The 21,975-nt window shown below is 40.1% G+C and carries 13 protein-coding genes; 4 read left to right on the top strand and 9 right to left on the bottom strand.

Annotation, left to right across the window (positions count from 1 at the left end):
- Nucleotides 1–453: 453 nt before the first annotated feature.
- The gene (locus LK994_RS01155; RefSeq protein ID WP_229761045.1) at nt 454–1,203 is read right to left on the bottom strand and encodes a DUF6261 family protein; all 750 of its coding nucleotides are present in this window, start codon (nt 1,201–1,203) and stop codon (nt 454–456) included.
- 507 nt (nt 1,204–1,710) lie between these two features.
- A protein-coding gene (locus LK994_RS01150) for an IS3 family transposase (RefSeq protein WP_229759599.1) occupies nt 1,711–3,059 on the bottom strand; the annotation gives its coding sequence in 2 pieces (ribosomal slippage) (nt 1,711–2,721 and nt 2,724–3,059; 1,347 coding nt in all).
- Between the two features lie 611 nt (nt 3,060–3,670).
- Here LK994_RS01150 and LK994_RS01145 point away from each other — a divergent pair.
- Complete coding sequence (locus tag LK994_RS01145) at nt 3,671–5,188, top strand: Kelch repeat-containing protein (protein ID WP_229761044.1); 1,518 nt, start codon at nt 3,671–3,673, stop codon at nt 5,186–5,188.
- Between the two features lie 695 nt (nt 5,189–5,883).
- On the opposite strand, the gene LK994_RS01140 is transcribed toward LK994_RS01145, so the two are convergent.
- From LK994_RS01140 to LK994_RS01115, 6 genes are all read right to left on the bottom strand, one after another.
- On the bottom strand, nt 5,884–6,330 hold the full coding sequence (locus tag LK994_RS01140) for a hypothetical protein (protein WP_229761043.1): 447 nt from the start codon (nt 6,328–6,330) through the stop codon (nt 5,884–5,886).
- Nucleotides 6,330–9,137 carry an RHS repeat domain-containing protein gene (locus LK994_RS01135; RefSeq protein WP_229761042.1) on the bottom strand — a complete coding sequence of 936 codons (2,808 nt, stop codon included), beginning with the start codon at nt 9,135–9,137 and terminating at the stop codon, nt 6,330–6,332. The genes LK994_RS01140 and LK994_RS01135 overlap by 1 nt, the downstream gene beginning before the upstream one ends.
- Nucleotides 9,138–9,281: 144 nt before the next feature.
- Nucleotides 9,282–12,722: a transglutaminase family protein gene (locus tag LK994_RS01130; protein ID WP_229761041.1), complete on the bottom strand. Its 3,441-nt coding sequence runs from the start codon at nt 12,720–12,722 to the stop codon at nt 9,282–9,284.
- A 284-nt stretch (nt 12,723–13,006) separates the two neighbouring features.
- Nucleotides 13,007–13,885 carry a transglutaminase family protein gene (locus LK994_RS01125; RefSeq protein WP_229761040.1) on the bottom strand — a complete coding sequence of 293 codons (879 nt, stop codon included), beginning with the start codon at nt 13,883–13,885 and terminating at the stop codon, nt 13,007–13,009.
- A 14-nt stretch (nt 13,886–13,899) separates the two neighbouring features.
- Nucleotides 13,900–16,461 (bottom strand): circularly permuted type 2 ATP-grasp protein, encoded by a 2,562-nt coding sequence (locus LK994_RS01120; protein WP_229761039.1) that lies wholly within the window; start codon nt 16,459–16,461, stop codon nt 13,900–13,902.
- A gap of 139 nt (nt 16,462–16,600) precedes the next feature.
- Entirely contained in the window at nt 16,601–17,926 is a 1,326-nt protein-coding gene (locus LK994_RS01115) for a citrate (Si)-synthase, eukaryotic (protein ID WP_229761038.1), read from the bottom strand.
- Between the two features lie 385 nt (nt 17,927–18,311).
- On the opposite strand from LK994_RS01115, the gene LK994_RS01110 reads away from it, so the two are divergent.
- Both LK994_RS01110 and LK994_RS01105 read left to right on the top strand, forming a co-directional pair.
- Nucleotides 18,312–19,961 carry a CTP synthase gene (locus LK994_RS01110; protein ID WP_229761037.1) on the top strand — a complete coding sequence of 550 codons (1,650 nt, stop codon included), beginning with the start codon at nt 18,312–18,314 and terminating at the stop codon, nt 19,959–19,961.
- 100 nt (nt 19,962–20,061) lie between these two features.
- Nucleotides 20,062–20,730 (top strand): LolA family protein, encoded by a 669-nt coding sequence (locus tag LK994_RS01105; protein WP_229761036.1) that lies wholly within the window; start codon nt 20,062–20,064, stop codon nt 20,728–20,730.
- Between the two features lie 92 nt (nt 20,731–20,822).
- On the opposite strand, the gene LK994_RS01100 is transcribed toward LK994_RS01105, so the two are convergent.
- Nucleotides 20,823–21,380 carry a UbiX family flavin prenyltransferase gene (locus LK994_RS01100; protein ID WP_229761035.1) on the bottom strand — a complete coding sequence of 186 codons (558 nt, stop codon included), beginning with the start codon at nt 21,378–21,380 and terminating at the stop codon, nt 20,823–20,825.
- 43 nt (nt 21,381–21,423) lie between these two features.
- On the opposite strand from LK994_RS01100, the gene LK994_RS01095 reads away from it, so the two are divergent.
- Nucleotides 21,424–21,951, top strand: coding sequence for a thioredoxin family protein (locus LK994_RS01095; RefSeq protein WP_229761034.1), 528 nt, complete (start codon nt 21,424–21,426; stop codon nt 21,949–21,951).
- The last annotated feature ends 24 nt before the right edge of the window (nt 21,952–21,975 follow it).

Genomic DNA, 21,975 nt, shown 5'->3' with positions numbered 1-21,975 from the left:
TTCGGTATTCATCGCCGTTGAATACTTTGGTATTAAAATGCTGTCACTTTACAGATCAGCATAATGCAGAGGTTGATAATGCTTCACTTCCTGTAATTCATAAAATGACGCACTGCTATGTTCGTTTGTCCGCCGGGACAAAAATCCTGTTCATCCATACATCCTCAAAATCCTGATTAAGACAATTTTCCCTTAATAAAAATGCCCGCTTAGACAAGCGGGCTCTTTGTTTGTGTGCTCATAATGGATCTAAAACATGAAGCTTCGTTCCGAAGGGGGGATAAACAGTGCTACCTATTATTTTACTGTCTCGATAATCCCCAACATATAATATTTTGTCTTTTATCTGATGTTTGTGAATAAATGCCCGCTTAGACAAGCGGGCTCTTTGTTTACGCCTTGGCATTTTCTCAATTTGCAAAAACGGTCTTTATGGTAGTTACTCCCAATTATTTATTCTGCCTGTTCAGGGGCATCCGGCCCGGTATTATCATTATTGCCACCAAGCCTGCGTGCCAGCAGGTCGTTATAATAAGTGATAAGGCCGTTGATAGACGATACCACTTTTTTATAAGGATCGTTGCCATCATTAATAATATAACGGGCATTGATATTGTCTCTTAGTGTATAGTAAGCCTGGTTTGCTTCAACACGTTTTACCTCGAAATTTTCAGTAGTATCAGTACCGACTTCAATAGCACGGGCCAGGTATCTATCTGAAAAATTATTATTGGCTGTTTCTAATGATGCTTTCCAGCTTTGCAGATCGAGTGCGGTTATGGCTGCCGTTAGTTCCGGCTTTTGATTCCAGTCGGCAATGATGTTGCGGATGGAGTTTGTTTCGCTTTGGTAACTATCTTCGGCGATGTTTTTACCAAAGAGAGCCAGGTGTGTATCTAAAATGGTAGCATGGTTTTTTATAACGGGGTCTTGGCTGTACATATTACCACGTACAATTGCAAGGATACCCTTTAAAGCATTATCACGTAGCAGATCAAAATTTTCCAGCTCTTGTGTAAGAGCGCTGCCGAGGGGTATTTTAAAGAGCGATTCTATTTCCAGTGCTACAGCTATTAATGTAGTTAATTGTGGCTGAACCTGCAGATCGGCAGGGTCATTTTTGTTGACGATTTCGATAACATCCTGTAGGAATTGTGAATATTCACCGTTGCGGAGTTTATAGAGTTCTATACTATTGATCATGGGGTGTTTTTTTAATGTAATTGATTGATTATCTGTGTTTAATGTTGATTTTTAGTTTTTTATCCCTGGAGGGAGGCGGTACGATACCGGAAGGTCGCCGGAACTCTGGGGAAGCTTCCGGTATCGTACCGGAAGGCTGCCGGAACTCCGGGGAAGGTTCCGGTATTGTACCGGCAACCTCCCGGAATGCCAGGGAAGCTTTCGGGGTAAAAAACCGGTTTTGAGTAATAATAGGGTGGCAAGATGCCCGCCACCGGTTTGCATACGATCAGAAAATGACATACTGTTATAGTTAATTTGTTGGTGAAAAATTAATAAACAGGATGAGGTTTAACAGGGGTTTTTAAAAAGAGAAGGTTGAGAACCTACGATGCAACAGATGGCTGCATGTTGTTAAAGTGAAGGTAAAAAGTGTATGTCGTCAAATCAAAGTGAACTTTCTCTTAGAGAGTGTTTCGTGATTTAAAGATACTTTTTATTTTTAGTTTTATAGTGTACAGATTAAAATTAAGATGCTATTTTTTGTCTTAAATAATTTTGCCTTCTTCTTTGAAGCGTTAGCATTTTTATTCTTTGCCTGTATTTAAAAATCTCTTCTTGCCTTCCGTAATAAACATCTGCCGGTGTGACATTCCCAAGAGACTCATGATAGCGTTCATGATTATAGTAGTGTACAAAAGCCGTTAATGATGCTTCCAGTTCTTCAGGGCAGTAGTAATTATCCAACTTAACAACGTTTTTCATTGACCGATGATAACGTTCAATTTTCCCTTGTGTTTGCGGATGATTGGGCCTGCCATGTAAAAGTTTCATTTTCTTGTTTTGTAAAAAGATTTTGAGTTCTGATGCGATATAGCAAGCTCCATTGTCCGATAATAACTTTGGCCTGAACTCATTTGGCAACTCTGAAGCCTCCAGGGCTCTATTAACTGTTCGTTGTACATCCTCTGTTTTCATTGTCTTACAGAGTTCCCAATGAACAATAAAACGGCTGTAATCATCCAGTACTGTACTCAGATAATACCATCCCCATCCCAATATCTTGAAGTAAGTAAAATCTGTTTGCCACATTTCATGAACAAAGCAGGTCTTTTGACTAAATTCATTTCCTGCTGCTAACAAAATATGTGAAGGGCTGGTGATTAACCCTTTGGCCTTCAAAATCCGGTACACGCTGGATTCTGATATGAATATTCCTTTTACATCACTGAGTTTACAGGATAATTCTCTGGGTGATAACTCGGCATATTCCAGCGCAATCTCCACTACAAGATTCTTTTCAGACTGTGGTATCGTATTCCAGCGTTGCCGGGTAGCACGTTTTGATTCAAGGCCATTAGCACCCTTATCCAAATAAGCTTTGTACCAATTGTAAAACGTACTCTTGTTGATCCCCAACTGTACCAAAGTTCTGTTTACTCCCAGTTCTGAACGTTCAACCAATTGAATGATTTCCTCCTTTTCTGCTACTGATAATCTCATACGACGTTGATATTTTTCGCTTACTCCAAGATGGTTAAGCTTTTTTTTACAATGTCATAGCGGAGCATCAGATCAGCTACCATTTCTTTTAACCTTTGATTCTCTTTACGTAGTTCAGTTACTTCGTCACTAGTAGCTTCACGAGTAGTATCACCATTAAGGCGTTTCTTACCTGCTTCCATGAACTCTTTATTCCATTTGTAAAACAATGCCTGGTTAATCCCATGTTTACGACATATCTCTGCGGTAGAGCTTTCACCTCGTAGTGCTTCCATAACTATAAGGATCTTTTGTTCGGAGGTGAACAATCGCCTAGTCCTGCGACGGATGTCTTTAATGAAGTTTTCTGTGGACTGTTTTTGTTTCTTTTCCATGTTATTCTATTTTAATGATGAACAATGGAAATACTCTCTAAAATTAACTTATTTTTAGTCCAGTTTTAGCTGACGATTTACAGTTCACATATATTCCTCATAGGCATAAGACTCTTTACCTTTTATGCGTCGGGGTTTCCCCTAATTGGTCCAATCTTGTAACAAATTAAAAAGAACCTGGCGCAAGCGTCCGCTTGTGCCAGAATTAAATAATCTAACTAAATGATCTCCTCCCCATAGGCAGAGGACGAAGTCCTGTGCCGGCTAGTTACTAATCTCTTATTGTTAGTTAAGTAATGTATACACACAGGGCAGAGTCCTGCGCCTATATATGGTGGTAAGTTTTTAGCTAGCTACAATCTACGCTTCAATAAAAGTTCAATGATGATATACTGCACAAGAGTGCGACGCCAATGAAGTTTAATAGTGGCACAAAAGCTAAGTACATAAAAAAGTGCAGTCCATGGAACATGGACCAAGGTTGGAGTACTGCACCGTGTCGGCGTAACATCCTCTTTTTCATATTTCCATTTTTTTTAGTGACAAATCTGTCTACTTTTACAGTACACTATTTTGGGGCGTACCTTTTCATCACATACAAATATTAAGCAATGAAAAATATAATCGCAATCGCTTTTTTACTTTTTAGTATAGCAGCAAAGTCTCAGCAGGTAGGTATTAATAATACTTCGCCGGATGCTTCGGCAGTGTTGGATATTAAAAGTTCGAGCCAGGGTATACTGATACCCCGGTTAGAAAAGAACGAGCGTGAAAAGATAGAAAAACCTGCCAACGGTTTAATGGTATATCAATCGGGGCCGGATAGTACGGGGTTTTATTATTTTCAAGATAGCTGGCACTATATCAATTATGATAGCCTATTGCCACCAAGTAGTATTGTATTGTCTAAAACTTATCCCAACCAGAGTCTGCAAAACAACAATTTTAAATACGGCGGACAAATAAATATTCCCAATGCCACACTTACTGAATTGATGGCGGTAGCTTCCAACGTGTGGAGCCCCATCGATACTACTGTTGCCAACTATCCCTCCAGCAGCTACGCAGATCTGAAAAGCGTTTGGGCAGACAGTGTGTATTTTATAGCAGGCGGATATACTGCTGCAAATGCAGGTATTCCATTTTATAAATACAACCCCACTACCGGCGCCTGGACAATGGCGAATAATAGCACCATAATGCCTTCGGGTGCTAATTGCGTAAGGGTGGGTAACAAATGGATCTTTTGGGGTGGAATTTCCGGTTTAAGTGTTCCGTACGGAAATGCTTTTCCTGCTTATATATTCGACCTCAATACTTTGGGCTTAACACAAAGTGCTGCTATTAATGATACTGCCAGGCGTTTTCCCACTGCAACCAATGTTGGTAACAACATATATTTCTGGGGCGGTATGAGTATTCTCAATTCGAGCTACATTTTTGGCACGGGTTATAAGTATGATGTAGTGAACAACACATGGACGGCCATGGCTGTTTCGGGTGCACCGTCGCCACGATACTTTGCAGGTACCGTAGCTGCCGGCACAGATGTGGTACTATGGGGTGGCTATAATCCATCGGGTGGTATTTTAAAAACAGGTGGTGTTTACCATACGGGCACCAATACCTGGACGGCAATGACTACTACCAATGCACCTGCCACGGGTTCGGTAGAACCGGCCATGGCGTATTATAACGGTAATGTGTATATCATTAGCGGTAGTGAAACAAAACGGTTTGATCCGATCGGCAATACATGGACAACGCTGTCGCCGCCGCCATATTCTTATTATGGTCAAAAGTTTGCGTACGACGGCAACGGGAAAATATATGTATGGGGAGGAGCCCGATACTTTTATGCCGGTGCGCCGGTTAATACGGGTTATGTATATAATTTAGCTACTGATACCTACACTACTATATCAACTGCAAATGCACCTATTGCAAGGGCCGGTCATACCATGTGTTATGGCAATAATGGTTTTATGGTTTGGGGTGGCAGTACCTCTACTGGGTTTAATCCTACAGCCGCAGAGTGCTTAAGAACTGGCGCAAACTTTTATCTAAATGCTCAGAATGTTTTTGTAACACAACCATTGGCGCCGCTTTATATGTATGAGAAAAAATAGATAGGCGATGGGCAATGGGCAATGGGCAATAGGCAATAGGCAATGAGCAATGGGCAATGAGCAATGGGCAATGAGCAATGGGCAATGGGCAATAGGCAATGGGCAATGGGCAATGGGCAATAGGCAATAGGCAATGAGCAATGGGCAATGAGCAATGGGCAATGGGCAATGGGCAATGGGCAATGGGCAATAGGCAATGGGTAATAGGCGATGGGCAATGGATGGAGCAATAATATTTTCATACTGTGGTCAGTGGTCTGTCGCCTGTGGCCCGAAAGACTGTTGTAAGGGTAGCCCTTGTGGCTACCCGGCATCCACGAGGGATGTGTGCATCCAAAAGGGATGCCCCTACGCCCCGGTTCGTGGCACACGAAACGGCAAAATTAATGTTGTTTCGTGTGCCACGAACCGGGGCGAAAAGTTTGTGAAAACAATAATTGACAAGCAAGTAATCCAGCTATAACAATTAATAATGATTTCATTGAAATTAGTCTATTTAATATTATAAGTATCCCCATACATATTGCTGATACTAACAACTGGCCCATTTATATTATTTCGATGAACTAAGGCGTATGGATTTCTAACTAGATAACTTTCACAATCAATATCATACAAAAGTCGTAAGGACAAATGCGCTTTGTTTCTAAGAATAAAAAGCCGCTCACATTTTGCAAGCGGCTGAATGAATTTTTCTATTTTTTAGTTACCGATTTTTTAAAATATTCGTAATCTCCTTCGTTTGCATATTTTCTAAGTTGAAGTTCTTTGTAATCTTCTGTTAGGACATACAGTTTATCCTGGTAGTGATTTTTAAACCCATAAACAGGATATTTATAGCTATTATCTTTCACCAATAAATCAATATACTGAACTTTTTTATTGGTAATATAATAGAAAGTGTCCGCAGTAATTTTTACAAAACAAGTCAAATTAGGGATAGTATCATTTGGCTTTGCTCCCTCTTTTTTATACTGTTGCCATTGTCCGTTAAAAGCATTGGTATCAATAGTTATATTTTTTGTTTTATCCATCTTGTCAGGGACTTGACCTAAATTTGGCTTGGTAGCTTCAATTGAGTTTTGCCCACTTTGGCAACTTAAAAAAATAAAAATTAAAATATATGTGGCAAGGTATTTCATTACTTACTTCTTGTTTTTTTAAATAATTTCCAATCAACTTTTCTCTTTGCAGTATTCATTGCTGCTTTATTTGCGGCAGTTTTATTAGTGTTATATGTCGCCCTTGCATCTAAATAGCCCATGTAATCTTGTTCATTGTCAATTATTGTTTGATACCGTGCTTTCGTTGTGGCATCCATGTTCTTCCAATCATCCGTTGCCCTTTGTAAACTTCCAAACCATGCCATTGCATTGTACCAGTCTCCTGAATGGGTTGTTCCATTTTGTTTATCAAATTGCTGCATTCCCTTTACCAAATAACCAACATACCCTTCTGCCATCGCTTCATGTTCACCTTCATATCCGGGGGTAGTTTTTTGCTTTCTCATGTGCCTATCTAATGTAGGATAATTGGCATCATCTCCCTCTGCATGAATCAATCCGTTTTTGTCATGCAATCCTTCATGGAGTATAACTTTCGCAATAAATGTAGGGTCAGCAGTAAGATAATCGCCATTCATAAAGCCATTGCCCCCTAAATTAAGCTCATAACCGTTTGCCTTTCTAACAGGGTCTGCATAGCCAAAATAGCCACCAGCCGTAGGTTTGACAACAACATTATCTTGATTTTTAATAAATCGTTTGAAGATAGTTTTAAAAACTTCTGTCTTTTTTAAATTTACGATTACAGTCTTAAACTCTTTGTGCCGCCATAATGTAAACCACCACGTAACTCTTTCTCCATCTACATCAATGTTTGAAATGGGATTACCACTTGCAAACGAATAATTACTTTCATAAGGAAATTCCTTCATTAAAGGGTCTAACGAAAATAGTCTTCCAATTCTTGGGTCATAAATCCTTGCACCAAAATCATAGGCATTTCCTTCACCGTAAATCTCATTATCCTTTTCTTTATCATTAAACCCATATGGATACTTTGCTTTATCCGTTGTGTTACTTCCATTATTAATTGCCCCCGGCAACAGTTGTAAGTACCCATTCAACGTAAAATTATCCAATCTAAATGTACCGGTACTTCTATGTGAAGTGCCATACAGGGTGATCTTCACCGTTATATGCCCCTGTAAACCATTTACAGCTTGTGTAACATTACCAGCTGCAGTTGCAAGTGTTCCATTGGAGTTAATGTTAACATTGCCACCCCCTGCATTTATGCCGTTAATATCCATCAACCAATAAGGGTATCCTGTCTGGCTGGTGCAGTTCATAAAGCTGTAGCCGGTTACATTCAGTATTTTACCTGCTGCCACATCAAACTCTAAGGTAATGGTGCTTGGTTGCGTACTATCGCCGGGCAGGCCACTTATGTATAAGGCTGTTTTATTAGTGGCTGTAGTATAGATGCTGCTCCAAACACCTTTACTGTTTGTCCATTTACTGTTGGTGATATTGGGGTTTTGCGTTGGAGCTTTTGTTAAGTAGGGATGAACCGATGGAGTGTCGTTAAAAGTATGTTGATACAACACGGCAGAGCTTGTTGCTGTTCCGGAGTTGGCTACCGGCTGTAATTTTTCCGATTCAGGTACCGGGTAGATCCTCCCCGGCATCTGCATACCGCCGGGATAGTAATCAGTGGCCGTTACCACATCCGGCACAAACAAACCTATCGTGTTGCTATATCCATTACCACTGCTGTTGGTAATGGTTTTGTATATCTTTTTATCTGATACAGTTGCCATTACATTCCCCACCTGGTTGGTTAAATTATATTGTTTATTTCCTCTTGTAACATAAAAAACCTCCGAAGTGCCGATACCAATATCCTGCCATCCGGTGCTGTTAGACCATTTTTTTCTTACATCGGTCATTGCCTTTTCCATCAAATCCAGTAAAGGTATCGTCATATCGGGTATTAAGGTATAAGATATTTTTTGCTGCAACAATTTTATGTGCTCCTGTGCCGGCCTTACCAGCTTGCTGCTCATATCTGCGGCAGCTGTTTTTCTTTTATTGGTAGCGGCCTGCTTTTGCAAAAAGGTACAGGTGTATGCTAATTGCCATTGCAGCCAGCTGCGGTATATGGTAAACAGATCAGCTTTTTCAGGATCTATTTCATGCAATCTTGCTGGTTTTATTTTAAAGCTGTCTGCAACGATATTTTTTTTATCATAAATATAAACAGTGGCTGTTGTCATATTTAAAACAGCTTTCGAGAGTATTGAATTGTTGTTGATATATCCCACATATTGAACAGCATTACCGTTGTTTTCCCGCTGTAGTTTTAATTTGGATTGCTCATAGTTTTTCAGGCTATCTTTTTTTTCATAGATATTTACCGGCTGATAGAGTATTGTGTTCATTAAGATGCACTGCTGCCAGATCGATCTTTCATAATTATCAAGCAGGGATAGTTTATCTGATGAACCGGGAGCTGAGAGCAGGGGTGTATAATTTATAAAAGAATTTTCGGGCAGGTATTTTTTCAGGTCGTTGGCATGAATGGTTACAAGTGTCCTCATTGCATGTATCTCCTCCAGGCAATCCATCGTAAACAGCCGGGAGAAATAATCAAATACATCTACATTTTTGAGGGTAATTTGTTCCGCCAGTTTGGGGCCAACAGCAATGGAATCGAATATCTTTCCGAAAGTGGTGACATAATATAGTTGCTGTTTTTGGGTATCAAATATTGCAAGTGGGATATAATGATCATCATCCGTAGCGTGATGAAGTGCAAGGAATCCGGGAGTGTGTTGATCTGCTGCTTTAATGACGGGATGTTGCCAGGGTGAATAATTTTGAGAGAGAACCGTTTGCGTAAAAAATAAGATCAGCATGAACAGGTAGTGTTGGATAAATCTCATTGCTAGCGGATTTTTTTCATAGATGAAAAAATCCAAATAAAGGTTGCATACTGGTATACAATGATTTTTTTCTGTAGCGATTCTGTGTAGACGCAGAACGGAGTCCTGCGTCTATATTAGTGTTGTTCTCCTATCTGTTGTTTGTTACGAACGTTTTCCTTTCTTCCAATGTTGCCGTATATCTAACGTACATGGATACTCCTTGTTGATCTCTATTTCGGGTGCATCAATAACAAAGGATGGTCTGTCAATGGTGATATAATGGTCTTCGCCGATGGTGTCGGTTGTTTGTACCGTGGCGATCAACACATCCTGTGTATGCCCGAAATCGTTGAAGCGGCTCACACGTCGGCTCTCTGCCTCAAAGCTGTTCACGGGAAATGCATCGTAAGATCTTCCGCCGGGATGCACCACATGATATGTACAGCCTCCAACAGAGCGGCCATTCCATGTATCAACAATATCAAAGGTTAGTGGCGTATCAATACCAATGGTAGGGTGCAATGCACTTGGCGGCTGCCAGGCACGGTAACGGATACCGCAAACATATTCGCTTTTAATTTCGGTGGCTCTTAAGGGCACACGGGCTCCATTGCATAAGAGCACATAACGGCCTTCATTAAAATTGCGGAGTTTTACCTGCACACGTTCAAGGGAGGAGTCAACAAAACGGGCAGTGCCTGAGCTGCTCATCTCTTCGCCCAATACATGCCATGGTTCAATGGCCATGCGGAGCTCCATATCAATGCCTTTTATCTGCACACTACCGTAATGCGGAAAACGGAATTCAAAGAATGGTTCGAACCAGGAAAGTTTGAAAGGGTAACCTGCATTGTTGAGGTCGGTCACTACTTCCTGCATATCTTCTCTTACAAAATGTGGTAACATAAAACGGTCGTGCAATTCTGTACCCCATCGTATCAGATCATGTTTGTATGGTTTCTTCCAGAACCATGCAATGAGTGTGCGTATCAATAACATCTGCATCAAACTCATTTCTTTATGTGGCGGCATATCAAATGCACGGAATTCTAAAATGCCTAACCTGCCGGAAGAAGAATCAGGAGAATATAATTTATCGATACAGAATTCTGCCCGGTGTGTGTTGCCGGTGATATCGGTCAACAGATGTCGGAAAATTCTATCTACTAACCAGAAAGGCACTTCTTCTCCTTCGGGCACCTGGCTGAAGGCAATTTCCATTTCATACAATCTTTCTTCACGGCCTTCATCAAAGCGTGGCGCCTGGCTGGTTGGTCCGATGAATGCACCGGAAAATAAATAAGACAGGCCGGGATGGTGTTGCCAATAAGTGATGAGGCTACGCAATACATCGGGCCTGCGCAACAGCGGACTATCCGCAGGTACAGCACCACCAATGGTGATATGGTTGCCGCCACCTGTGCCGGTGTGTTTACCATCGAGCATGAATTTTTCTGTGCCCAATCTTGATAGCCGTGCCTGTTCAAACACGGTATTGATAATATGTTTTAACTCATCCCAGTTCTTTGCAGGATGAATGTTTACTTCGATTACGCCGGGATCGGGAGATACCACCATTCTTTCCATACGGTTGTCTCTTGGTGGTTCGTAACCTTCAATGCGTACAGGAATATTTAATTTGGCAGCTGTTGCTTCTACGGAAGAGAGCATGTCTAAATAATGTTCCAGGTAATCGCAGGGCGGGAAGAATATATATATCACACCTTCTCTTTCTTCTACACACAAAGCTGTTTTGATAACAGGGATTGCTGCGGTGATGTTTTCAGCGGCAGCTGCTGCCACCGGCTGCGGTCTACGGCTAGTGTTTTCGGCTGCGGCAAGTGGCCGACGGCTAGTTGAGGGATCGTTGTGTGTACTTACTGAATCGTAACGGGCACTAATGGTATCATCGAAGTTTTCAAATGCAGGCACTTCTTCAAACAAACTGCGTTCTACTATTTGAGGTTCATCTTCTTTTGCAACGGCAGGTAATGAGTCTAACGGTAACCGTAAGCCGATAGGAGAGTTGCCGGGGATTAAAAATACTTCTTCACGGTTCATCTGCCATTTAATGCTTTGCCATGTATTGCTCCAGTAGTTCCATGCAATGGGGAGTACAAAGCCGGCAGGTTTTTCTAATCCTTTATCGAGTAGTTGAGCAATTGTTTTTCTTTCGGTGGTATCTTTTAAATTATATTTTAACGGATCAACATTGGCAGGTATCTTTCCTTCGCTCCATAAAAAATAAAATACATCTTCATACACCGGGGAAATATTTTCAGTGCTTACGGCTAAATGTTTTGCTAGTTCATTGGCAAAAAGTTCAGCCTCTTTTTCGGTATATTTTTTTTCTACTCTTTCACCTGCGATGTAGTTGCTGTTTTTCCAGACAGGTACACCATCCTTTCGCCAGAACAAGCCGTATTGCCAGCGTGGCAAGGGTTCGCCGGGATACCATTTGCCCATACCGTAATGCAACATACCTCCGGGGCCAAATTGATCTCTTAATTTAAAAATAAGATCGTGTGCTAATAAACGTTTTTCTTTTCCATCTGCAGCAGTGTTCCATTGTGCAGATTCCATATCATCGATGGAAACAAAAGTTGGTTCGCCACCCATGGTTAGTCGCACATCTCCTTCTGATAATTCCTTATCTACCTGGTGACCGAGTGCATCCATCTCAGCCCATTGCTGTTCGGTATATGGTCTGGTTACTCTCGGGTCTTCGTGTATACGTGTTACGCTGTTATCAAATTCAAATGTTACGTTGCAAAGATCTGTAGTGCCTACAACAGGTGCTGCACTGGCAAAATCGGGTGTGCATGCCAGTGGTATATGTCCTTCGCTTGCAAACAGGCCAGAGGTAGGGTCCATGCCTATCCAGCCGGCACCCGGGATATACACTTCTGCCCATGCATGCAGATCGGTGAAATCTTTTTCGGGACCCGAAGGGCCGTCGAGAGATTTTATATCGGCAGTTAACTGCACTAAATAACCTGATACAAAACGAGATGCCAATCCAAGATATCTTAATACCTGTACCAGCAACCATGCAGAATCTCTGCACGAGCCCCATCTTGTTTCAAGTGTTTGTTCGCAGGTTTGTACACCGGCTTCCATACGAACGGTATAATTGATATCTCTGTTTACTTTTTGATTGATAGAGACTAAAAAATCTACAATGGGTTTGGGTGATCTGTCGATCTCTAATAACCATTGTCTTAATAGTGGTCCGTTTTCTTTTATCTCACGATAAGGAACCAATTCTTTTGCTAATATTTCATCATACTTAAATGGAAAACCTTTTGCATATTCTTCTACAAAAAAATCGAATGGATTGATAACGGTTAAATTGGCTATTACTTCTACATCAACTGATAACTCAGTTGCCGGGTTAGGGAATACCACTCTTGCCTGGTAATTACCAAAGGGATCTTGCTGCCAGTTGATGAAATGGTCTTTCGGGGTGATCTTAAGTGAATAGGCTTCAATGGGTGTCCTGGAATGCACTGCTGGTCTTAACCTGAAGATATGCGGAGCGATGGTAACAGCTCTGTCGTATTTGTAGGTTGTTTTGTGTTGTATTGCTACCCTGATTGCCATAGTTGTTTTGGTTGTTTTGTGTTTGTGAGGGCAGGCAATCGTTACTGTATAAAGTAAAGGTATTTTTTGGGGATTACAAAATATTGTTGTCTGATCAGGATTTCCAGGATTTGAAGATTTCCGGGATTAGAGTATTGGGAAGGGGGGATATATTTAATTAAAATGTAGTTATCTTTTTTTGTCTGAATCGAATTTTCGAGATCAAATTTTTATTTGGAAATATTTTCAAATTTTATTCTTAAATCCTGTTCATCCTTTCATCCTGTAAGTCCTGATTCTGACAATTAATTTACTCTCTTTACATCCACCGACACAAGCAATTTATGCGGCCGGCTGCTGAGGATGATACCTTTTAACGGAGCAATATCTGCATAATCTCTTCCCCAGCCAATGGTGATATGTTGAGAAGAAGGGATCTGGTTATTGGTGGGATCAAAATCTACCCAGCCTGCACCAGGTATATATACAGAGAACCAGGCATGTGATGCATCTGCTCCAACAAGTTTTTCTTTTCCGGGTTTGGAGATGGTTTCTATATAACCACTGATATAGCGGGCAGGCAAACCAACCGATCGCAAACAGGTGATTGCTAAATGAGCAAAGTCCTGGCAAACACCTTTACGCAGCTTAAGCGTTTCTTTTACAGGAGTGGCTACGGTAGTCAATCCTGCTTTGAATTCAAAGTCTTTGTATATTCTTTGCATCAGATCATAAGTGGCTTCAAATAAAGGCCTGCCGGGAGTAAACGATTGCAGTGCGTAATCCTTTATTTCAGGAGTGATCTCAGTCATGCCCGTTTCCGGTATGTATTGGCGTACTTCTATATTTTCTTCGGTGTTGGTAAGGAGTTTAGCAGCTACATGTTCCCATGCTTCTGTAGGGTATTCGTTGAATTGTAAGGTGCCGGGAGTGATCTCAATATTTGAGGTAACTGTTACCGTTAGTTTGCTGTGATCTTGCTCAATGGCAAAATAGGCAACATGGTTACCGAAAAAATCTTCGTATCGTTTGTAGGTGTCAGGCTTTGGGGTAATAACGATCTCAGACATACTACATACTTGTCCGTTAACGGATCTTGGTATCAGCCGGGCAATATTATGACAGAGTGCAATGGGCTCTCTGTAGATATATTCTGTTTTATGTGTGATCGTGTATTGAATCATGGTAAGTACTGCAATTATATCGATGGATCATCTTCGGATGTAAATAATTGTTTTTGCCCCTGTGCATGTTTAAAGTATTTCCTTGAGATCACATCAGGGATCGCTAAAAGCAATGTATTCAGCTGAGCAAATAATTCTTCTAATTTTTTATAGGTCCCTGTTGTTTCATCTGCCTTTGCCAGTTGATTTTTATCTGCCAGTTTCACTAAAGTAAATGCTTCCAGTATCAGCCGCTCATGTTTTTCAAGCGAATGATCATTTCTTGTTTTAGGCAAACTGGACAAATAGGCTTTTAATCTTTCGATCTGATATATCAATGAACGAGGATTTGTTGTATCAAGCAACATCAGTTCAAGCACAAGCGGTAATTGTATATGTACCTTGTATTTGTACCGGTAGTTCATTAATGTTTCATGACTTTTCAAAACAGCTTCCTGCAAATTGTATTCAACTTCTTCCGTAGCGGTTTCTGTTAAGGTAGATTGCAGGATATTGATCAATAAAAGACTTTGTTCAATTTTTCTTCCCGTATCTAATAAATTCCATCCCTGTTCCCGTGAAATACTTTCCCTGTTCAACCCGATGAATGCCACCATTGAAGTGATGAGATTATCTAAGGCACTGATCATCCGGAAATTGGTTAGTTGCGATTTTGCCGCAGCGTCCCATTCATCTTCCATTCCTTTTAACACACGCCAGGTATCTGTGCTCCAATGATCACGAACTGTATTGACCGCTTTGGTGAACAAAGAAAAATTATAACTCAAACTTCCCGGTCTGTCTATATTGAATAAAGTGTCTGTTAATTCGGGCCAGGGGTTTTTGAATTTTTCTTCTGCATCATCTCCTGTAAAGCCGGGATAGGTGCAGGTGTATTCTGTTAATGTTCGTAAAAGCTGGTGTTCTGTTTTAATATCATTTTCAAATTGCAGTCTGTTACCTTCTGTTACAAATTGCATTACGGTACGTTGAAAACGGGCATTGCCCAACACTCTCTCAGCATAACGGCCTACCCAAAAAAGATTTTCTGCGGTATGACTTGGCAGCACGCCACTAAAAATAGGATTCTTTGTTTTTAATACATCCTTGTTGCTGCTCATGGTGTAGCCGGGTTCCGGAGAAATGATCCAGGTATCTTTACTGATACCTCCCAACTGATTGGATATAACAAAATTTCCCGGCTCTGCAGAAGTTCTGCCGAGTCCGCCTGTCATGCAGGTATAGCTATCACCATTGCTTACAAGAAAACTTCTGAATAATACATTACGTGGTTCAATATGTCCGCTTATCAATGATGGAGTAGAAGAGAAAGCGATCTTCTCTTGTCCCACAAACATATACGGATGAGCAATTATTTCCTGTTTCAGTTTTGCTACGCCTTCTTTGGTAAGATTAGCCGTATTGACTGATGTGCTGATCCTCGATTCTCTGTATATCTTTTTAATGACCAGTGATTCAATATTATCAAGCACATACTGCAATTCTTTTGGTTGTCCACACCACCACGATGCGATGGTAGGTAATATCAGGTCTTCTCCAAAAAAATGTCTTGCCAGTCTTGGTAAGAAGCCCATCAGCCCCGGGTTTTCTAACACACTGCTTCCGAGCGGATTGGCAATGGTAACATTCCCGCTTCTTACTGCCTGCAATAAACCGGATACACCTAACCGTGAGTCTTCTCTTAATTCCAACGGGTCACAATACACATCATCCACCCTGCGAATGATCACATCCACTTTTTCCAGTCCGCCGATTGTTTTTAACCAGACAAAATTATCTTTCACCATCAGGTCTTCGCCCTGTACTAAAGTATAGCCTAAGTAAGAAGAAAGATAAGAGTGTTCAAAATATGTTTCGTTGCTTGGTCCCGGTGTAAGAATTACAATACGTGGATTCTGTGCTTTTGCCGGAGCTAAATTTTGTAATGAGTTTCTTAATGCAATAAAATAAGGAGAAAGATGTCGCACTTTTAAACCCGAAAATAATTCGGGTAATATACGTGCAATGGCTGTTCTGTTTTCCAATGCATAACCCGATCCTGAAGGTGCCTGCGTACGATCGTTCAATACCCATATTTTGCCTTCGGGGCTACGGGCCATATCTGCTGAATATAAAATGAGGCTATGCTTACCCGGTAGTTGTATGTCTGAGCATTGTCTTAAAAATCCTGAGTGATTATAGATCAATTCAAGTGGTAACAATCCTTCTTTGATCAATAAACGGTCACCATAGAGATCTTTCAAAATAAGATCGAAAAGAGTAGCACGCTGAATAAGTCCGGATTCTATTTTTTGCCATTCCTGCTGGCTGATCAAAAAGGGGATCACGTCCAGGTTCCAGGGGCGGTTCAATCCATTGGGATCACCATATACATTATAGGTAACACCATTCTCTTTTAAAAAACGTAAAATATCCTGGGCCCTGTCTTGTATTTGTGAAGGGCCGAGCTGACTAAAAGAATTAAAGAATGTTTGCCAATGGGGGCGGAGAGTACCGTCGTCGCCTAATAACTCATCGTATGAATAATTGTTGCTGAAGTAATGTTGAAATATTGATTCCTGGGTGCCTGCGGTCATGTATCTTTTTTATGTGAAGCTATTTCTACCTTAAAAATAACAAATAATTCTATGTGACAGGCATCTGGCCTTGAAACAAATAGCCGGAACCTTGGTTCCGGCTATGTACAAAAGTTGTAAGCCTGTAATAATTTATGTTTTAGTCGCCCCAGATCTCATCCTTTCCTTCCAACCATGATTTTACTAATTCGGTTGTAACAGATTTTGGTCTTTCAAGAGGGAAGCCTAACGCTCTGTCCCAACAAAGACTGGATAATACACCCAATGCTCTTGATACACCAAACAATACGGTATAGAATTCATATTCAACCATTCCGTAATGAACTAATAATGCGCCACTGTGTGCATCAACGTTTGGCCATGGGTTTTTAATTTTTCCTAATGATTGCAGGATAGGAGGTACTGCTTCATATATATTCCAAACAGTGTTTACTAACGGATCGTCTGGTAAATGTTTTTTACCGAATTCCATTTGAGCAGTAAAACGTGGATCTGTTTTACGAAGAACAGCGTGTCCGTAACCCGGCACTACTTTTCCTTCGCTCAACGTTTTCTTAACGTATTCTTCTATCTGTGTTTTAGATGGAGTTTGTGTACCAAGTTCATCGGTCATTCCAAATATCCATTTGATCACTTCCTGGTTAGCCAATCCATGTAATGGTCCGGCTAAGCCATTCATACCTGCAGCAAAAGCAAGGTAAGGATCACTTAATGCAGAGCCTACCAGGTGTGTTGTATGAGCAGATACGTTACCACCTTCATGATCAGCATGAATGGTCATATATAAACGCATCAACTCTTTAAAGTCTTCGTTATCGTACCCCATCATATGGGAAAAATTACCGGCCCAATCCAACAAACCATTAGGTTCGATATGGCGTCCGAATTTATATTTACGACGATATATATATGCAGCAATTCTTGGTAAACGAGCGATCAGGTCCAATGAATCATCAAACACTGCTTCCCAATAATCTTTTTTGCTCATGCCTTCGGCATAACGTTTGGCAAAACTGCTTTCAGTTTGTAATGCCATGATAGCAATTACAAATTGGGTCATTGGATGGGTGCTGAGCGGAGTGGCCTCAATTGAATCTAATACATGTTTTGGCACGTGACTGCGACGTTGTAATAAAGATGACAATTCTGCTACATCTTCATCGGTTGGCATCTCACCCATCAACATAAGATAAAATAATCCTTCCGGTAATGGTTCTGTACCACCCGGAGCCTTTGGTAATTTCTCCTGTAATTCAGGTATTGTATGTCCACGAAAACGGATACCTTCCTGTGCATCTAATAAAGATGTTTCAGAAACAAGTCCGGTAATACCTCTCATACCTTGATAAATCTGGCTAAGTGTTACTTCCCCGATTTTTTTATCACCGTGTTCCTTAAGCATTGCCTTGATTTCTGCTCCTACTACATCCGACTTTGCTTTAAACTTGTCTTTGATTGCACCCATATATGGTTGTTTTTTTATATGATTTCTGTAAGGTTATTTTGCCTTTTTTTTGCACAAGTGCTGTGAAAAGATGCCTAAAAATACGGTGCAAACTACTGCTAAACAAAAGTTTTGCAAGAAACTTTCAATTATTTAGTTAAATGCTGTTTTGCAATCGTTTGCGTAGCTGGCTTGTGTTTCGTTTAAGATGGACAAGCATTTTTTTATTGCTTTTTTTTGTTGTTAAAAGCTGCTAATTTTTTTTACCCCGAATATTTGCAGTATGTTTGCATGACCTCTAGGATTTTTTCTCATATTCACTTTTCCACTGGTCAAAATATGTACTTTTCAACGATCTGTTGAGAGGGTGATTTTAATTTTATTAATTAATATTCTATTATATACTATGGCCAAATATATTTTTGTTACAGGCGGAGTTACATCTTCTTTAGGAAAGGGGATCATTGCAGCATCTCTTGCTAAATTATTACAATCAAGAGGATTGAGGGTTACAATTCAAAAATTTGATCCTTATATTAATGTTGACCCCGGAACCTTGAATCCTTATGAACATGGAGAGTGTTTTGTTACCGAAGATGGGGCCGAAACAGATCTGGATCTGGGGCATTACGAAAGATTCTTAAATATATTTACTTCCCAGGCAAATAATGTTACCACAGGCCGTATTTACCAAACTGTTATCAATAAAGAAAGAGAAGGGGCTTATCTGGGCAAGACCGTACAGGTAATTCCACACATAACGGATGAGATCAAACGAAGAATGTTATTGATTGGTGATAGCGGCGAATATGATATTGTAATTACAGAGATCGGCGGAACAGTAGGTGATATCGAAAGTTTACCATTTGTAGAAGCTGTTCGTCAGTTGCAGTGGGAAATGGCAGATGAAGATTGTTTGGTGGTTCACCTCACATTGATCCCTTATTTAAAAGCGGCAGGAGAGTTGAAGACCAAACCAACTCAACATAGTGTAAAATTATTAAGTGAGAATGGTGTTCGTCCTGATATAATAGTATGTCGTTCTGAAAAACCTTTGGGTGCAGACCTGAAAAGAAAAATTGCCCTGTTTTGTAATGTGAAAACAGAAGCAGTGATTGAAGCAATGGATGCCAGCACTATCTATGAAGTGCCTATTAAAATGTTGCAGGAAAAACTGGATACAACTGTTTTAAAACTATTACATATAAATGGGTATGCTGCACCCGACCTGGTGAAGTGGAAAGGGTTTTTAGATAAACTGAAACATCCGGCAGGAAAAGTAAATATAGGATTGATCGGAAAGTATATTGAATTGCAGGATGCCTATAAATCTATTTTAGAATCATTTATTCATGCCGGTGCTATGAATGAATGCAAAGTGAATATAGTAAATGTGCATAGCGAACATATTACGGATGACAATGTAGCAGAAAAGCTAGGTCATTTAGATGGCTTGTTAGTAGCACCTGGATTTGGTATGAGAGGAGTAGAAGGAAAGATCATCGCTGTAAAATATGCAAGAGAACACAAATTGCCATTCTTCGGGATTTGTTTAGGTATGCAAATGGCTGTTATTGAATTTGCAAGGAATGTATTGTTTTTAAATGGAGCACATTCTACAGAAATGGACAAGGATACCAAACATCCTGTAATAGATTTAATGGAAGAACAGAAAAAAGTAAAGAAGAAAGGCGGCACCATGCGTTTAGGAGCTTATCCTTGTGATCTGAAAGAAGGGTCATTAGCATATGATATATATGGTCAGTCTTCAATAAGCGAAAGACATCGTCATCGTTGGGAGTTCAATAATAATTATCTGTCTCAGTTTGAAGAGGCAGGTATGATCGCAAGTGGTAAAAACCCTGCAACCGGACTTGTTGAAATTGTCGAATTACCTTCACATCCATTCTTTATTGGTGTACAATACCATCCTGAATTAAAGAGTACTGTAGAAAACCCTCAGCCAATTTTTATGAGATTCATCAAAGCTGCAAAAGAATTTTCCGGTAAAAAGAATGCCGTAAAATCTGGTGCATTGCATAATGAAGTGAATTAAAAACGATTATAGCATTAACATTTAATTACCAACTGCACTTAAACCTATGGTTGCATAAAACCGTCTATGTGTTTATCTTTGCACCCTTTAAAATAAGAAAATGAATAAAGTATTAGCGGTTTTGTTGTTGAGTTTGTTTACAGTGACTTCAGTTATTGCCCAACCTTTGAAAGGAATGGGTAAAAGTGACCCGGAAGCTAAAAAAATATTAGATGCAGTAAGTGCAAAATTTAAAACTTTTAAAGCTGTTCAAGCAACTTTTTCTCTGAAAATTGAAAATGCAGCAGGTAAGGTATTAGGAAATAAAACAGGTACAGTTTTCATGAAAGGAACCAAGTACCGTGTAAATGTAACCGGCCAGGAAATTTATTGTGATGGTAGTAATGTTTCAACGCTGGATAAATCAGCCAATGAACTAACGATCACTAAAATAGACCCAAGCAACAATACGCTTACTCCTCAAAAAATATTTACCAATTTTTACGACAAGGATTTTTTATACAAATTGAATGGCGATAAAACATTGAATGGTAAAGTGGTTCAGGAAATAGAGTTAACGCCGATCGATAAAAGCAAACCATTCTTTAAAGTATTGGTTTACGTAGATAAGGCTACACAAACGATCGTTTCTACCAAAGTATTTGAAAAAGCCGGTAACAAGTTTACCTATTCTGTAAAGAACATGAATACAAAAGCTGTAGTTGCAGATGCTCAGTTTGTATTTGATGCAAAGAAAAATCCAGGAGTAGAGATCATCGATCTGAGATAATTATTTGCAGAACACTGATTTGACTTATTGAACTCATGATCACTTATTTTTTATTAGTGGTACTCAGTTTGATCGGTGCCGTCAGTGTTCTTTCATTCTCCCCAGCGATAAGTACTAATATCCAGCCCTGCAAGATCTAAAACACGATCAACAACAGTTGCTGCCACATCTTCCAATGTTTTTGGTTTACTGTAAAAAGACGGCGTAGCCGGACAAATGATGCCCCCGGCTAAAGTGATGGTTTCCATATTTCGGATATGGATCAGGCTATAAGGAGTGTCTCTTGCTACACAGATAAGTGTGCGCCTTTCTTTCAGCATCACATCTGCAGCTCTGCTGATCAGATCGTTGCTGATGCCACCTGCAATCCTGCCCAATGTGCCCATACTGCACGGAACGATCAACATGATATTATATTTGCCGGAACCTGATGCAAAAGGGGCATTGAAATCCTGTTGGGTATAGAATTTAAAAGGGTAATTGGTGTAGCGCTCGTTATCTAATTCCGTTTGCCAAACAGTTTTGGCATTCTCTGTTAAAATTACACCAATTTCATCCCATTGATTTTTTATGGCAAGTAATTTGTCGAGTAAAACCTTGGCGTAGATAGATCCACTGGCACCTGTAATGGCTACAACAATTTTATTCATTATTTTTATTTAAGTAAATAGCTAAGCTACTAAACAATTATTTATGCAAAAGGTTATTAATTTTTTAGCGGTAACAACTTTTTTCGTGGTTGCGGTTTCTTTTATTGCCCCTAAAAAGGCAAAGGTACAATGGATGAGTGTGGAAGAAATGCAGGAAGCGTATATAAAAACTCCCAAGCCGATATTGGTAGACCTTTACACAGACTGGTGCGGATGGTGTAAAGTGATGGACAGGGAAACATATCAGAATGAAGCTGTTGCCAATTATATCAATCAGAATTATTATCCGGTAAAGTTGAATGCTGAGTTTAAAAAGCCGATACAATGGGATGGAAAGATATATTCTTATAACAGCAGGTACAGGGCCAATGACCTGGCCGTTTATTTATCGCAGGGCAATATGAGTTATCCAACCACTGTATTATTACCTTCAATAAATGCCCAGCCGGCGCCTTTACCCGGTTTTTTTAAGCCCGGAGAATTGGAATCTCCATTGAAATATTTTGGAGATGGGGGCTATAAAACAAAGACTTTTCCTGAGTTTTTAAAAACTTTTTCAAAAACTTGGTAATTTTTTTTTACAACCATGCAACCA

It is taken from the genome of Ferruginibacter lapsinanis, from assembly GCF_020783315.1.
GTDB classification, from domain to species: Bacteria; Bacteroidota; Bacteroidia; order Chitinophagales; family Chitinophagaceae; genus Ferruginibacter; species Ferruginibacter lapsinanis.
The sequence above is the reverse complement of the archived record's forward strand: the minus strand, read 5'-3'. Positions and strand labels throughout refer to the sequence as shown.